We start from the raw sequence: 14,420 nt of genomic DNA on the forward strand, positions 1-14,420 counted from the left end.
TCACACTAACGCTCCTGGTTGTAGGTGCTGCCAGAGCCGAAGCCCTGACCGTTCGTTTCGCTGCCTTCACTGCGTCCCCGCTGGACCCCGCGGCGGAGGTTGCTCAGCCTGCCCCGGATGTCCTCGGGAGCGCGGGAGACCTGGGGGCCGCCCTGGGGGGTGCTCTCGGCGGTGCCCTCGACCAGGTTGGCCTTGGGTACCCGCCGCGGCAGGCCGGAGGAGGTGACGCCGCCCGCCTTGGGCTTCTTCAGCGCCGACGCCTGCTGCCAGCGCTCGTCGTTCGCCGACTGCCAGTCCGTGGTGCCCGTGCTGCCGCCCGCACTCGCGGTACCGAAGATGTCGACCTTGCTGCTCTCCGGTGCCGACGGACCCGGCTGCGAACCGTTCGTACTCGTACCGTTCGCGGCCGAACCGCGGCGCGGAAGTCCCGCGTCGGTCAGCGCGTGCACGGCGGAGGGGGCCGGTCCCGGACGCTCGAAGCCTACGTGGTCCCGCTCACTCACGTCAGCGGCCTGCGTGGACTCCGCTTCCGGAGCGTACTGGTCCGGGTACCCGTTGCGGTAACCGTCCTGCTGCGGCCAGTCGTCCCGGTAGGACGGCTCTTCGAATCCCGAGAACGTCTCCGGTGCCGCCGAGTGCGCCGACGCGTGCTCCTCCTGCACCGGCTCCGCGTACCCGGGCTCCGGGTAGCCGCCGTTCGCCTGGAAGGACTCGGCGAAGGTGTCGTTCTGCCCGGCCGTGCCGTTCGGCGCGAAGTACTGCTCTTCGTACGAGGGTTGGCGCGGCTCGTCGTACGACGTCTGCTGCTGCTCCTCGTACGCCGGCTGGCCGGTGAAGCCGGTCGGCTGCTCCTGGTAGCCCTGCTGCCCGTTGCCGTACGGCTGCTGCTGGTCGTCGAACTCGGCGGGGAACTCCGGGTAGTCGCCGGCCTCCAGCTCCTGGCCGGGCTTCTGGGTCTCCAGGGCCGCGCGGCGCTCCTCGCGCATCAGCGAGCGGCCCACCGGGTCCAGCTCGCGGATGTCGTCCGGCACCTCGGGATAGCGGGTGTCGTCGAAACCGAGCTCGGCGGCCGTGCGCAGCGGGGTCTGGCTGAAGTTCTCGCCCTGGTACTGCGGCTGCGGCTGCTCCGGCATGATCTGCGAGACGGTGAACTCGTCGCGCTGGAGCTGCGATTCGCCACCACCACCGTGCGTGATCGCGTCCGGCAGCATGACCAGCGAGGTCGTACCGGCCTGCTCGCCCGAGGGGCGGAGCTGGACGCGGATGCCGTGCCGGTCGGAGAGGCGGCCGACCACGAACAGGCCCATGCGCTGGGAGATCGCGACGTCCACGGTCGGCGGGTTGGCCAGCTTGTGGTTGATGTCCGCGAAGTCCTCGGCGGTGAGGCCGATGCCCTTGTCGTGGATCTCGATCATGACGCGGCCGTCGGGGAGCCGGGTCGCGGTCACGCGGACCTTGGTCTGCGGGGAGGAGAACGTCGTCGCGTTCTCCAGCAGCTCGGCGAGCAGGTGCACGAGGTCGGTCACGGCGCGGCCGTGGATCTCGGCCTCCGGGACACCCGACAGCTCGATGCGCTCGTACTGCTCCACCTCGGAGGAGGCGGCGCGCAGCACGTCGACCAGCGGGACCGGCTGGTCCCAGCGGCGGCCGGGCTCCTCGCCGGCGAGGACCAGGAGGTTCTCGCCGTTGCGGCGCATACGGGTCGCGAGGTGGTCCAGGCGGAAGAGGTTCTCCAGCTGGTCCGGGTCGGCCTCGTTGTTCTCCAGGTCGGTGATCAGGGTCAGTTGGCCCTCGATCAGCGACTGGTTGCGGCGCGAGAGGTTGGTGAAGATCGCGTTGATGTTGCCTCGCAGGAGGGCCTGCTCGGCGGCCAGTCGTACGGCCTCGCGGTGGACCTGGTCGAAGGCTCTGGCGACTTCGCCGATCTCGTCCGTGGTGGTGATGGGGATCGGCTGGACGCGGGTGTCGACGCGGCCGGGGTCGGTGCGCGAGAGCTGGTCGACCAGCATCGGGAGGCGCTGCTCGGCGATGCCGAAGGCGGCGTTGCGCAGCTGGCGCATCGCGCGGCTCATCTGGCGGGCGACCGCGCCGGCCAGGATGAAGGCGAGGAGCAGGGCGACGACGACGGCGGCACCGGTGATGATGGCGTCGCGCTTGGCGTTGTCGGCGATGCCGGACGCCTCGCTCACCGCGATGTCGGCCTTGTCCTCTTCGATCTTGCGGTACGCGTTGTACTTGAGGGTGGTGCCCGCCCACCAGTTCTGGGCGGTGATGCCCTGTGCGGCGAGGGCGGTGCGCGCCGAGGTGTCGGTGGTCTGCAGCTGCGACATGGCCGTGACGATCTTGACCGGGTCGCTCGGCGGCGGTACGTACGTCTTGTTGGCGGCCTTCGCCTGCGCGGCGGCCTGCTTGACCATGGCCGCGCCGTCGGTCTGCACCTTCGCCAGCGCCGTGTTCAGCTTCGCGATGTCCGCGTCGGTACCGCCGGCCTGGTACTCCTGGATGGCGATGCCCTCCAGGTAGGCGTACGAGGTGATGGCGGTGCGCTGGGTCGCCAGGCTGGTCTGGTCGGGGCCGGGGCTGATCAGCAGGTGGGTGCCGATGGAGCGCTCCAGGGAGAGCGCGCCCTTGGCCAGCGCGATGGCGTAGACCGAGCGGCCGTAGCTGGTGATGTTGCCGGTGCCGAGGCCGAGCTCGTTCGAGAACTCGAGGAGCGGGTGCTCCAGGTTGACGTAGCTCTCCTCGGTCTGCACGCCCTTCATCTTCGAGGTGTAGGCGGCGGTCCGGATCGACTGCAGCTGCGGCTCCACCTTGCGGAAGCGGCTGAGCCGGCGCTCAAGGCCCGGCTGGTCCGGCATGTTCTGCGCGGCCTTGTCGAAGACGTCGGCGGCGTCGTCCGTGGCCTTGCGGGCGGCCACGACCGTCGCGTCCTTCGCGCCCTTGCCCTCCAGCAGCGGAGCGGCGGTCACGTCACGCTCGTTGGTGATCGCGTTGCTGTAGGTCAGCGCGGCCTGCACCACGCGGGCGGTCTTCTCCGCGTCCTCGGCGTTCTGCCAGGTGTCGATCGAGCTCTTGACCTGGAAGCCGCCCATGATGAGGCCGACGCCCACGGGTATGAGCAGGATCGCGTTCAGCCTGGTCGGCACCCGCCAGTTGCGGGGGGAGAAACGGCTGCCGCTGGGAGCGGGGGGCGCCGTGGGCTCCGAGCCTGGCACAGGGGCGGGCGCCGCTCCGCGCGGCGGCGGGGTGAAGTTGCCCCGGGCCGACGGCTCGGGACCGTTCTTGCTTCGCCTCACTCGACCAACAACCTTCCGGCGGTCGGCACCTATCGTCGTGCCGCAGTGTCTCAAGCCCGTCAACGACCTCTGCTTATCAGTACGTCGTTGACTATTGGGCAGTTCACGCATTCCAGCACGTCAGCATCCGCGATTCCAAACAGTCGGAACCGCGGATTCCGAGTGATGTAAGCCCCAGATAAAACGGTCATAAAGAGCGAGCCCCGCCAAAAGACGGGGCTTTGTTAGCGCAGCGGCACCGGATGACCGCGACGTGTTGCGGTACCACCGGATTCCTCTGCCGAAACGTTATGAACACCGGGGCCGACCGTGTCAAAGGCCACAGCCGGCTCCGGGGTGTCTACGACAACTGCCGTATGGCGCTGCCGACTTGAGAACTGCATGCAGGGACCCGTCGAGAGCTACCGGAGCCGGGCCATGAGCGCGTGCTCGACCAGCGTGATCAGCGCACTCTTCGCGTCCGAGCGGTGCCGGGCGTCCGTCGTGATGATCGGCGCGTCCGGACCGATCTGCAGCGCCTCGCGGACCTCTTCCGGGTTGTACGGCTGGTGGCCGTCGAACCCGTTGAGGGCGATGACGAAGGGCAGCCCGCTGTTCTCGAAGTAGTCGACCGCGGGGAAGCAGTCGGCCAGCCGGCGGGTGTCCACCAGGACGACGGCGCCGATCGCGCCGCGTACCAGGTCGTCCCACATGAACCAGAAACGGTCCTGACCCGGCGTACCGAAGAGGTACAGGATCAGGTCCTGGTCCAGGGTGATGCGTCCGAAGTCCATGGCCACCGTGGTGGTGGTCTTGTCCCCGGTGTGGGTGAGGTCGTCGATGCCCGCGGACGCGGACGTCATGACGGCCTCCGTGCGCAGCGGGTTGATCTCCGAGACGGCACCCACGAACGTGGTCTTGCCGACGCCGAAGCCACCCGCCACCACGATCTTCGCGGAGGTGGTCGCCCGCCCTCCGTCAGAGCTTGCGAAGTCCACTGAGCACCCTTTCGAGCAGCGTCACGTCCGGTGCGCCGCCGTTGTTCTCGTCGCCGCCCGGCTGGTGGATGGCCACCAGTCCGGCCTCGGCGAGGTCCGCGACGAGGATCCTGGCCACACCGAGGGGCATGGCGAGGAGTGCCGACACCTCCGCGACCGACTTGACCTCGCGGCACAGGTGGCAGATGCGCTGGTGCTCAGGGAGCAGTCCCATCAGCGCTGCCGGGTCGGCCGTCGTGCTGATCAGCGCCTCGATGGCGAGCTGGTAGCGCGGCCTGGTCCGGCCGCCGGTCATCGCATACGGACGGACCAGCGGCTGGTCGCCCTCGTCCCCGTACGGCTCGGCGTACGGGTCGTGAGAGGCGGTGGGCGGGGTCATGAATCCTCCGGGCGGGACAGCAAGTCGGTCGGGCTAGCCGTCTGACAGGGCCGGTGGGGGGATTGTGGCGGCCGGACGGTGATTTGGTGAGACGGGTGGTGCCGGGGCCGGTCAGTGAAGCAGACTGCCCTGGAGTTCGGCGCGCAGGTCCGGCGTGAGAACCGCCCCCGCACGGTCGACGAGCAGTGCCATCTCATAGCCGACGAGACCGATGTCGCACTCGGGGTGCGCGAGCACTGCCAGGGACGAGCCGTCCGAGACGGACATGAGGAAGAGGAATCCCCGCTCCATCTCCACGACCGTCTGTGCCACGTCGCCGCCCTCGAAGATCCGGGATGCCCCGGCCGTCAGCGAGGTGAGCCCGGAGGCCACGGCCGCGAGTTGGTCGGCGCGGTCGCGCGGGAACCCTTCCGACATGGCCAGAAGGAGTCCGTCGGCAGACACGACGACGGTGTGGGACACCCCGGGGGTGTTGTCCACAAAGTTGGTTATCAACCAGTTGAGGTTCTGTGCCGCCTGGCTCATCTGGCTCAACTAACGCTCCTGCTGGTGAGTGGGGCTGGGGAAGCTGCCGGTCTGGCCGGTACCCGTACCGGCCTGTCGACCCTGTGCGATGCCCCGACGAAGATTGGTCAGCCGGCCACGTACGTCGTCAGGCGCACGGGAGACCTGCGGACCGGTTTGGTGCTGTTGCTGCTGAGCCGTACCCGGGACGAGGTTCGCCCTGGGCACCCGGCGCGGCAGGCCGGAAGTGGTGACGCCGCCCGCGGCCGGTTGCCGTACACGCTCTGCCTGCCGAACGAGATCGTCGTTCGGCGAGCTGCGCCAGGTACCGCCCGTGGGACGTTGGGGGGGTGTCGCCGGTACCGACGGTGCCGACGACTGCGGGGCGGGAGCGGAGCCGTTGCTCGAGGAGCCGTTGCTCTGCTGCTGTTCCGCCTGCTGGCCGTGGAACCAGTTGGTCTCCAGCGTGTCGTACAGCGGCGTCCTGCCGTCACCGGGACCCGTGGCAGGCGGCAACGCCTCGGGCTCCTGGCGGGTGGGACGCTGCGGGGCGGGCGGCCGCCCGGTGCCGAGGTCGGCGCCGTTGCGGTTCCCGTTGACCTGCGGCCGCTCGAACTGCCCGGTGTTCGCGGGGTTCTGACGGTTCGGCAGATTGTGCTGACCGGTGGAGCCGTTGTCAAAGCCGGGGGTCGCGAACTGGCCCGTGGAGCTGGGGTCGTACGCCTGCGGGACCGCGAACTGTCCCGTGTTGGCCGGGTTCGACGGGTTGTTGGCCGGGCTGTTCGGTGAGCCGAAGACGTCCGAGCGGACGAACTGGCCGCCGTTCTGCGGGGAGTTGGCGCCGGGACGCGGGGCGTCGGAGTCCGGCCGCGGGAACTGCCCGCTGTCCTGCGATCCGTTCACACCGGGACGGGGGAACTGGCCCGTGTCCTGCGGCCCGCTCGTGCCCGGGCGGGGGAACTGCCCGCTGTCCTGGGACCCGTTGGCGCCCTGCCGGGGGAACTGCCCGGGGTTCTGCGACCCGTTGGTGCCGGGGCGCGGGAACTGGCCCGTGTTCTGCGCTCCGTTGGCACCGGGGCGCGGGAACTGGCCGCTGTCCTGGGCGTCGAAGCGCGGTATCGCCGGCATCTCCGTCGTGGCCGCGGGGCCCTGGTGGTCGTCGATGCGCGGCATCCGGGAGGTCTGCTCGGCGTCCCGCTCGTCGTGACCGCGCGGGGCGTCGAGGTTGCCGCGGCCCAGCGGGGGCTGCGCGTTCTCGTCGCTCCAGCTGGGGCGCTGGTTGCTGTTGCCGCCGGGCAGCTCGGCCCGCGCTCCACCGCGCGGCGGGAGCTGGGGCTGACGCCCGCGCCGCCGGCCACCACCGCGGGGCGGCTCGGGCTCGTCGTTGCTCGTGCGCTGCGGCGGCACCGGGTTGTTGTTGTTCTGCGGCGGCATCCCGCCGAAGGCGTCCTGGCGACCGTCGCCGAAGCCCTGCGGCGTACCCGTACCGGTGGCCTGCAGACCCTGCGGGGTGCCCGGCGCCTGGCCGAAGAGACCGGCACCGGAACCGGCACCCGCGCCGGCCGGACGGCCCTGCGGCGCCGAGGGACCCTGAGGCCCACGCGCACCGCCCGGACCACCCGGACGTCCACCGCCCGCACCGGGCAGCGCGGCCCGCGGGCCCTGACCGGAACCGACCTGGCCGCGCGGAGCGGCCCCGGCACCGAGAAGTCCACCACTGCCACCGGCGGGCGCACCCGCGCCGAGCGCGGAGCCACCCTGGCCGTTGCCCCGGCGGGCCGCACCGGCACCGGCCGCTGCCGCTGCCGCCGCGGCGCCGACGGCGGCCTGACCGGGCTTGCCCGGAGCGGGCTTCTTGCCGCCCTGGGCGACGTCGACGGGGAGCATGACCAGCGCGGTCGTACCACCGGAGTCGGAGGGACGCAGCTGGATGCGGATGCCGTGGCGCTGGGACAGCCGGCCGACCACGAACAGACCCATGCGGCGGGAGACCGAGACGTCCACGGTGGGCGGCGAGGCGAGCCGCTCGTTGATCGCCGCGAGGTCCTCGGGGGAGAGGCCGATACCGGTGTCGTGGATCTCGATCAGGACGCGGCCGTCGGGCAGCGCGTGACCGGTGACCTTGACCTTGGTCTGCGGCGAGGAGAAGGAGGTCGCGTTCTCCAGCAGCTCGGCGAGGAGGTGCACGAGGTCGTTGACCACGCGGCCGGCCACTTCGGTGGTCGGCACGGAGGAGAGCTCGATGCGCTCGTACTGCTCCACCTCGGAGGCGGCGGCGCGGAGCACGTCGACCAGCGGGACCGGTCGGGTCCAGCGGCGGCCGGGCTCTTCACCGGCGAGAACCAGGAGGTTCTCACCGTTACGGCGCATGCGGGTCGCGAGGTGGTCGAGCTTGAAGAGCGAGGACAGCTGGTCCGGGTCGGCCTCGCGGGACTCCAGCTCGGAGATGAGCGAGAGCTGACGCTGGATGAGGCCCTGGGAGCGGCGCGAGAGGTTGGTGAACATCGCGTTGACGTTGCCCCGCAGCATGGCCTGCTCGGAGGCGAGGCGGACGGCCTCGCGGTGCACGTCGTCGAAGGCCGAGGCCACCTGGCCGATCTCGTCCCGGGAGTGCACACCGACCGACTCCACGGACGTGTCGACGTCCTGCGGGTCGGACTCGGACAGCTGCCGGACCAGCTCGGGCAGCCGGTCCTGGGCGACCTTGTTGGCGGTCTCCTGGAGGCGGCGCAGCGAGCGGATCATGGACCGGGCGATGACGAAGGCGCCGACGAGGGAGACACCGAGCACGAGCAGGATCAGCGCACCGGAGATGATCGCCTCACGCTCGGAGGCGGAGCGCAGCTCGCGGGCCTTCTGCTCCATGTCCTCCAGGAGCGTGTGCTCGATCTTCTTCATCTGCTCGATCTTGGTCGAGCTGTCGTCCACCCAGTCCTTGTACGACCGCTTGTCCAGCGAGGCCAGGCCGTTCTGGTTGTCGAGGACACGCTGGGCGTAGGTGTCCGCCGACTCGATGATCGGGTTGCTGTCCTCGATCGGCGTGATGAGCTCTTCGGCGCCCTGGTCGCCGTAGATGTTGCGGAAGATGCTCAGTTCCGACTTCTCGCTCTCCAGAGCGGAGTCGGCGTACAGCCGGTCGTTGGCGGAGAGGCTGCCCGCGACCGTGTTGCTCGCGGGCAGGGCCGCCGCGATCACGGCGCGCTGCACGGACGAGAACTCCTTGGCGGAGGAGAAGGCCGCCAGGGCGCGCGTGCGCTGGATCATCTCCGGGTTGCTGGTGGCCTCCGCCATGTCCTGCGAGAGGTCCAGCAGCTGGCTGATCAGCCGGTGGTAGGCGTCGACCGTCTGTGTCGAGTTGCCCTTCGACTGGTACGCCGTCTTGCGGATCTTGTCGAGGTTGTCCAGCTCGGTCGCGAGACCGACCAGGCTCTCCCGGACGCCCTGGAGGTTGCCGCTCTTGCTGGCGGTGTCCACCTCTTCCGAGGCGTTGATGAAGTTGTCGCGGGCGCGGTCGGTCTTCTCCTCGTAGCCCTTGACCTCGTAGTCGGTGGCCTTGCCGCCGTGCGAGAGAGGGCCGGCCGACAGGTCGCGCTCGTCCTGCAGCGCGGTGGCGAGCGCGGTGGCCTGCTTGGTCATGTCCGTCAGCAGCTTCATGTTGTCGAGCTGCTGGATGTCGGTCATGGAGTCGCTGATGCGCAGCGCGCCCAGCGAGGTGGCCGCGACCACCGGGAGCGCGAGCAGCGACACCAGACGCGTGGAGATGCGCCAGTTACGCAGAGCGACGCGCGAGCCGGGTCCTGGCGCGCCGGACGGCGGCTTCACCGGGGGCGCGGGGGTCGGGGCTGCGGACACACCAGGGCGCCCGGGGCCTCCACCGTCACCTGACGGCGCCGGGCCCGGGTTCTGGGCGTGCTGGGGCGAGGAGCTGCCGGTCTTGGGGCCAGCCCCGCCATGCGGCTCCGGCTCCGCCGAAGCACTGCCATCCCTCTTGAAACGTCCCTGCACTAGCGTCGCAACCTCTGGACCAGGCGCCCCTCCGCGTGAACGGAAGGACGGTGTCGGCGTCTTAGGGAGCGCCCTGAACGCGCACCCCAGTGTGTGGTCGTGAGTGACCGGCGCTGCTCCCCCTTCCGCCGCCCCTGGCGCTGCGTTGCGCCCTCTGAGCGCCGGGCTGATTCTGCGGCGGTCCGTGGAATTCCAGCACAGTGCAGGATCTCCAACAAGGCCCGTAGGCCAGGCTGTGACCTGTGTGACACCGCGTGAGGGGTGCGTCACGAGACGTAGAAAGCTATTCACTCCAAAGGGGGCATATCCCTACCGCCCCCAGGGGCATGCCATGTGCCCAAGTCGCCATGATCAGGAGCGGAATGACAGCTTCAAGGGGGCAATGTCCGTTTCGTTGAGGTGAGTTGGGGGTCCGAATTGGACGCTTTGCCCATGCGGCCGTGAGCAAACTCACACGCGGATCAAGGCCTCTTCGCGTCTTCGCTCGGGAATTGGATGTTTAGCCTGACGCTTTACATGAGGGCACATACTGCCAACCATCCACTCACGGACGACGAGGGTCGAGTACAACAGTGAAGACCACGATGATGTTCCGCAACATTGCCAACCCGCGACGCACGACGCTGGCGCACCTCACGGACGCCGAGCCGCTGCAGACGCCGGAGCTGCAGGAACACTCGCTCGACCTGCCGGCCCAGACCGCCAACCCGCGCCGCACCATCCTCATGGAGATCCCGGTCACCGCCGCCGCGGAGTAATCGCGCGAGCAGGGCACCCGCACCGCGTTAGCCTGGAGCGTCAGACTCCAGCCAGCTCAGTGAGGGGCGCCAGGATCCCGTGCGCATCGCCAGATTCTCCATCGACGGGAACGTCGCCTTCGGCGCGGTCGAGGGCGACAAGCCGGACGAGCTCGTCCTCGACATCATCAAGGGCATCCCGTTCGCGGACTTCGAACTCTCCGGTACGAAGGTCCCGCTCAGCAAGGTCAGGCTGCTGCCGCCGGTCCTCCCGAACAAGGTCGTCGCCTACGGCCGCAACTACGCCGAGCACGCCCGGGAACTGGGCAACGAGGTGCCGGACGTCCCCTTCGCCTTCTTCAAGCCGTCCACCTCGGTGATCGGCTCCGGCGACGACATCCAGTACCCCTCTTTCACCGAGGACCTCCACCACGAGGCCGAACTGGCCGTCGTCATCGGCCGGATGTGCCGCGAGGTCCCGCGCGAGCGCGTCAAGGACGTCATCCTCGGCTACACCTGCGCCAACGACATCACCGCGCGGGACGTCCAGAAGCGCGAGAAGCAGTGGGCCCGGGCCAAGGGCTTCGACACCTCCTGCCCGCTCGGCCCCTGGGTGGAGACGGACCTCGACCCGAGCGACCTCACCATCCAGCTCACGGTCAACGGCCAGCAGCGACAGCTCGGCCGCACCAGCGAGATGATCCACTCGATCGAGGATCTGATCGTCAACATCACCGAGGCCATGACGCTGCTCCCCGGCGACGTGATCCTCACGGGCACCCCGGCAGGCGTCGGACCGCTCACCGTCGGCGACGAGGTCGCCGTCTCCATCGAAGGCATCGGCACTCTCACCAACAAGGTTGTCAAGCGTGGCTAGCGCACCTGTACGCGTCCGTTTCTGCCCCTCGCCGACCGGCAACCCCCACGTGGGCCTGGTCCGCACCGCCCTGTTCAACTGGGCGTTCGCCCGGCACCACCAGGGCACGCTGGTCTTCCGCATCGAGGACACCGACGCGGCCCGCGACTCCGAGGAGTCCTACGGCCAACTCCTCGACGCCATGCGCTGGTTGGGCTTCGACTGGGACGAGGGCCCCGAGGTCGGCGGCCCGCACGCGCCGTACCGCCAGTCGCAGCGGATGGACCTCTACAAGGACGTCGCGCAGCAGCTCCAGGACGCCGGACGCGCCTACCACTGCTACTGCTCCACCGAGGAGCTGGACGCCCGCCGGGCCGCCGCCCGTGCCGCCGGCAAGCCGTCCGGCTACGACGGCCACTGCCGCGACCTCAGCGCCGAGCAGATCGACGCCTACAAGGCCGAGGGCCGCACGCCGATCGTCCGGTTCCGGATGCCCGACGAGACGATCACCTTCACGGACCTGGTCCGCGGCGAGCTGACGTTCACCGCGGAGAACGTGCCGGACTACGGCATCGTCCGGGCCAACGGCGCCCCGCTGTACACGCTGGTCAACCCGGTCGACGACGCCCTGATGGAGATCACCCACGTCCTTCGCGGGGAGGACCTGCTCTCCTCCACCCCGCGCCAGATCGCCCTCTACAAGGCGCTGATCGACCTGGGCATCGCGAAGCAGATCCCCTCCTTCGGGCACCTGCCGTACGTGATGGGCGAGGGCAACAAGAAGCTCTCCAAGCGCGACCCGGAGTCCTCGCTCAACCTCTACAGGGAGCGCGGTTTCCTGCCCGAGGGACTGCTCAACTACCTTTCCCTGCTGGGCTGGTCGCTCGCGGCGGACCGGGACGTCTTCTCCATGGACGAGATGGTCGCGGCCTTCGAGATCTCCGACGTGAACCCGAACCCGGCGCGCTTCGACCTGAAGAAGTGCGAGGCGATCAACGCCGACCACATCCGCCTGCTGGACGTGAAGGACTTCACCGAGCGCTGCGCCCCCTGGCTCCAGGCCCCGTTCGCCCCCTGGGCGCCGGAGGACTTCGACGAGGCCAAGTGGCAGGCGGTCGCGCCGCACGCGCAGACCCGCCTGAAGGTGCTGTCGGAGATCACGGACAACGTCGACTTCCTGTTCCTGGCCGAGCCGGTCGAGGACGAGGCGTCCTGGACGAAGGCCATGAAGGAGGGCTCGGACGCCCTTCTCCGCACGGCCCGCGAGAAGTTGGAGTCCGCGGACTGGACCTCGCCCGAGTCCCTCAAGGAGGCCGTCCTGGCCGCCGGTGAGACCCACGGCCTCAAGCTCGGCAAGGCCCAGGCCCCGGTCCGCGTCGCCGTCACCGGCCGCACGATCGGCCTGCCGCTCTTCGAGTCCCTGGAGATCCTGGGCAAGGAGAAAACCCTCGCCAGGATCGACGCGGCCCTCGCCAAGCTGGCCGCGTAACGCACGCGCGCGTGAAGGGGCGGCGGCCGCAACGGCCTGCCGTCCCTTCGGCGTTGTCAGTGCGGGGCGCTAGGGTTCCGGATCATTGAAGATCGTTCAGGAGAGGCACCTTTCATGCCGATGACCGCTCGTGACTACACCTGGCTGTTCACGCCGGGCAGCGAGTTCAGGGAGGACGAGACCGGCACGGTCGGCGTGATCCACCTCGTCGACGGCGGCCAACTCTGGCTTCCCACCGGCCAGGTGGTCGCCTGCGACCCGTTCGTCTCCCTGGGCGGCGGCGAGTCCGAGCCCTTCACGGTCGCCGTGGCCCCCGGCCACTACCGAGTCGAAGCGGCCGTCGCCACCCTCACCCAGCCCGACGAACTCCCGTCCGACAAGCCCCACTTGCGCGTGGCCGCCGCCCGCCTGGTCATACGGGACGAACCCACCACCGCCTGGGAACTAGCCCTCCAGCCCGGCCAGGACCTCGCCGAACTCACCGAGGACGAGTTCTACGGCTACGGAGTCGACGCCGGCACGGGCTCGTTCTACGACGCGTCGGCCGACGGCTCCTTCCCCGAGTGCGAGGGCGACGAGGGCCCGCTGTGGGACGCCTTCGAGGAGACCGGCCACGCTCCGGGGCCCTACCTGGTCACCTCTCCCTCCACCGGCCACACCCTGGCGGCCTTCGGCTCCGGCTGGGGCGACGGCGCGTATCCGACCTTCATCGGCCGTACGGCGGCCGGTGAAGTCACCTGCTTCGTCACGGACTTCTTCATCGTCCCCGTGTGACGGCGGGCCGGGGGCAGACGCGCCCCCGGGCCGCGGGTTACCGTCGGATCATGACCATTCGGGCCGTTGTCTGGGACGTCGACGACACCTTGTTCGACTACACGGGTGCGGACCGCGCGGCCATGCGCGAGCACCTGCTGGCCGAGGGACTGGCCGACGGGCACGCGGACCTGGCGGAGGCCCTGGAGCGCTGGCGGGTGGCCACCGAGTTCCACTGGGCGCGCTTCTCGGCCGGCGAGGTCTCGTTCGAGGGACAGCGACTGGACCGCGTCCGGCTGTTCCTGGACCGGGAGTTGACCGACACCGAGGCCGAGGACTGGTTCCAGCGCTACAAGGCCCACTACGAGACGGCCTGGGCCCTCTTCCCCGACGTCCTGCCCGTCCTGGACGCCCTCGCGGCCACCCACCGGCACGCCGTCCTCTCCAACTCCAGCCTCACCGTCCAGGACCGCAAACTGCGCGCCCTCGGTGTGTACGACCGCTTCGAGGCCGTCCTGTGCGCGGCCGAGCTGGGCGTCTCCAAGCCTGAGGCCGGCGCCTTCCTCGCGGCCTGCGAGGCGCTCGAACTGCCGCCGCACGAGGTGGCGTATGTCGGAGATCACCCCGAGATCGACTGGCGCGGTGCCGCGGACGCCGGACTGCTGTCCGTGTGGATCGACCGTCACGGCGGGCACACCCCTGGTGAGGCCCTCGTGGGGCGGCACCGGATCGCCTCGCTCGCCGAACTTCCCGCGCTCCTCGGTGCTGATACCCGTTTTGGAGCCCCGTCCACCTTCAGGTAATGTTCTTCCTGCGCCGCCGGAGAACAGACCGAAAAGTCAGTCACCTGGAGGCGCACGCTAGAACAAGATCCCGACAGGGATTGAGTCTTAGTGGCCTATGGTGTAATTGGCAGCACGACGGTTTCTGGTTCCGTTAGTCTAGGTTCGAGTCCTGGTAGGCCAGCTCGCAGAGCTCATCTGCAACCGCAGAGGTCAACTCTGCAAAGCCCCCGTTGTGTAGCGGCCTAGCACGCTGCCCTCTCACGGCAGTAGCGCCGGTTCGAATCCGGTCGGGGGTACAGATCCTTCCCAGGAAGGTGGTCGGGTCGCACCCGCCGCCTCTCATGCAGGATCGCTAGGGCCCCCGTTGTGTAGCGGCCTAGCACGCTGCCCTCTCACGGCAGTAGCGCCGGTTCGAATCCGGTCGGGGGTACGCTTTACCTTGTATCACCTTGGTCTATGGTGTAATTGGCAACACTACGGTTTCTGGTACCGTCATTCTAGGTTCGAGTCCTGGTAGACCAGCTCTGATCTGCGGCTGTATAGTTTTAAACGCCTGCACGATCTAGGCCCCCGTTGTGTAGCGGCCTAGCACGCTGCCCTCTCACGGCAGTAGCGCCGGTTCGAATCCGGTCGGGGGTA

10 protein-coding genes and 5 tRNA genes are annotated in these 14,420 nt (G+C 69.3%); 10 read left to right on the forward strand and 5 right to left on the reverse strand.

Features of this window, described 5'->3' with window-relative positions; all coding sequences use genetic code 11:
• Positions 1-5: 5 nt before the first annotated feature.
• From OG588_RS35570 to OG588_RS35590, 5 genes are all read right to left on the reverse strand, one after another.
• Positions 6-3,296, reverse strand: a complete 3,291-nt coding sequence (locus tag OG588_RS35570; RefSeq protein ID WP_405950822.1) for a nitrate- and nitrite sensing domain-containing protein — start codon at positions 3,294-3,296, stop codon at positions 6-8.
• Positions 3,297-3,697: 401 nt separating this feature from the next.
• Positions 3,698-4,273 (reverse strand): ATP/GTP-binding protein, encoded by a 576-nt coding sequence (locus OG588_RS35575; protein WP_006375318.1) that lies wholly within the window; start codon positions 4,271-4,273, stop codon positions 3,698-3,700.
• Positions 4,254-4,652, reverse strand: a complete 399-nt coding sequence (locus OG588_RS35580; protein ID WP_019058642.1) for a DUF742 domain-containing protein — start codon at positions 4,650-4,652, stop codon at positions 4,254-4,256. Before OG588_RS35580 ends, OG588_RS35575 begins: the two co-directional genes overlap by 20 nt.
• Before the next feature lie 111 nt (positions 4,653-4,763).
• Positions 4,764-5,177: a roadblock/LC7 domain-containing protein gene (locus OG588_RS35585; protein WP_005479910.1), complete on the reverse strand. Its 414-nt coding sequence runs from the start codon at positions 5,175-5,177 to the stop codon at positions 4,764-4,766.
• Positions 5,178-5,186: 9 nt separating this feature from the next.
• Positions 5,187-9,161: a nitrate- and nitrite sensing domain-containing protein gene (locus OG588_RS35590; RefSeq protein ID WP_405950823.1), complete on the reverse strand. Its 3,975-nt coding sequence runs from the start codon at positions 9,159-9,161 to the stop codon at positions 5,187-5,189.
• A gap of 572 nt (positions 9,162-9,733) precedes the next feature.
• Between OG588_RS35590 and OG588_RS35595 the strand changes: the two genes are divergently transcribed.
• The 10 genes from OG588_RS35595 to OG588_RS35640 all read left to right on the forward strand — a co-directional run bounded on the left by OG588_RS35595 (position 9,734) and on the right by OG588_RS35640 (position 14,420).
• A complete protein-coding gene (locus tag OG588_RS35595; RefSeq protein ID WP_019058645.1) occupies positions 9,734-9,919 on the forward strand; it encodes a hypothetical protein in 186 nt (61 codons plus the stop codon).
• Between the two features lie 79 nt (positions 9,920-9,998).
• Positions 9,999-10,775, forward strand: a complete 777-nt coding sequence (locus OG588_RS35600; protein WP_019058646.1) for a fumarylacetoacetate hydrolase family protein — start codon at positions 9,999-10,001, stop codon at positions 10,773-10,775.
• Entirely contained in the window at positions 10,759-12,243 is a 1,485-nt protein-coding gene (gene gltX, locus OG588_RS35605) for a glutamate--tRNA ligase (RefSeq protein WP_405950824.1), read from the forward strand. Before OG588_RS35600 ends, gltX begins: the two co-directional genes overlap by 17 nt.
• Positions 12,244-12,357: 114 nt before the next feature.
• The gene (locus tag OG588_RS35610; RefSeq protein ID WP_405950825.1) at positions 12,358-13,017 is read left to right on the forward strand and encodes a DUF4241 domain-containing protein; all 660 of its coding nucleotides are present in this window, start codon (positions 12,358-12,360) and stop codon (positions 13,015-13,017) included.
• A 50-nt stretch (positions 13,018-13,067) separates the two neighbouring features.
• Complete coding sequence (locus tag OG588_RS35615) at positions 13,068-13,799, forward strand: HAD family hydrolase (protein WP_405950826.1); 732 nt, start codon at positions 13,068-13,070, stop codon at positions 13,797-13,799.
• Between the two features lie 91 nt (positions 13,800-13,890).
• Positions 13,891-13,962, forward strand: a tRNA-Gln gene (locus tag OG588_RS35620).
• A gap of 42 nt (positions 13,963-14,004) precedes the next feature.
• Positions 14,005-14,077 (forward strand) — tRNA-Glu (locus tag OG588_RS35625).
• 61 nt (positions 14,078-14,138) lie between these two features.
• Positions 14,139-14,211: transfer RNA gene (locus tag OG588_RS35630), tRNA-Glu, on the forward strand.
• Positions 14,212-14,231: 20 nt separating this feature from the next.
• Positions 14,232-14,303 (forward strand) — tRNA-Gln (locus OG588_RS35635).
• 44 nt (positions 14,304-14,347) lie between these two features.
• Positions 14,348-14,420 (forward strand) — tRNA-Glu (locus OG588_RS35640).

This window comes from Streptomyces prunicolor, from assembly GCF_045162825.1.
In the GTDB taxonomy this organism is placed as follows: domain Bacteria; phylum Actinomycetota; class Actinomycetes; order Streptomycetales; family Streptomycetaceae; genus Streptomyces; species Streptomyces prunicolor.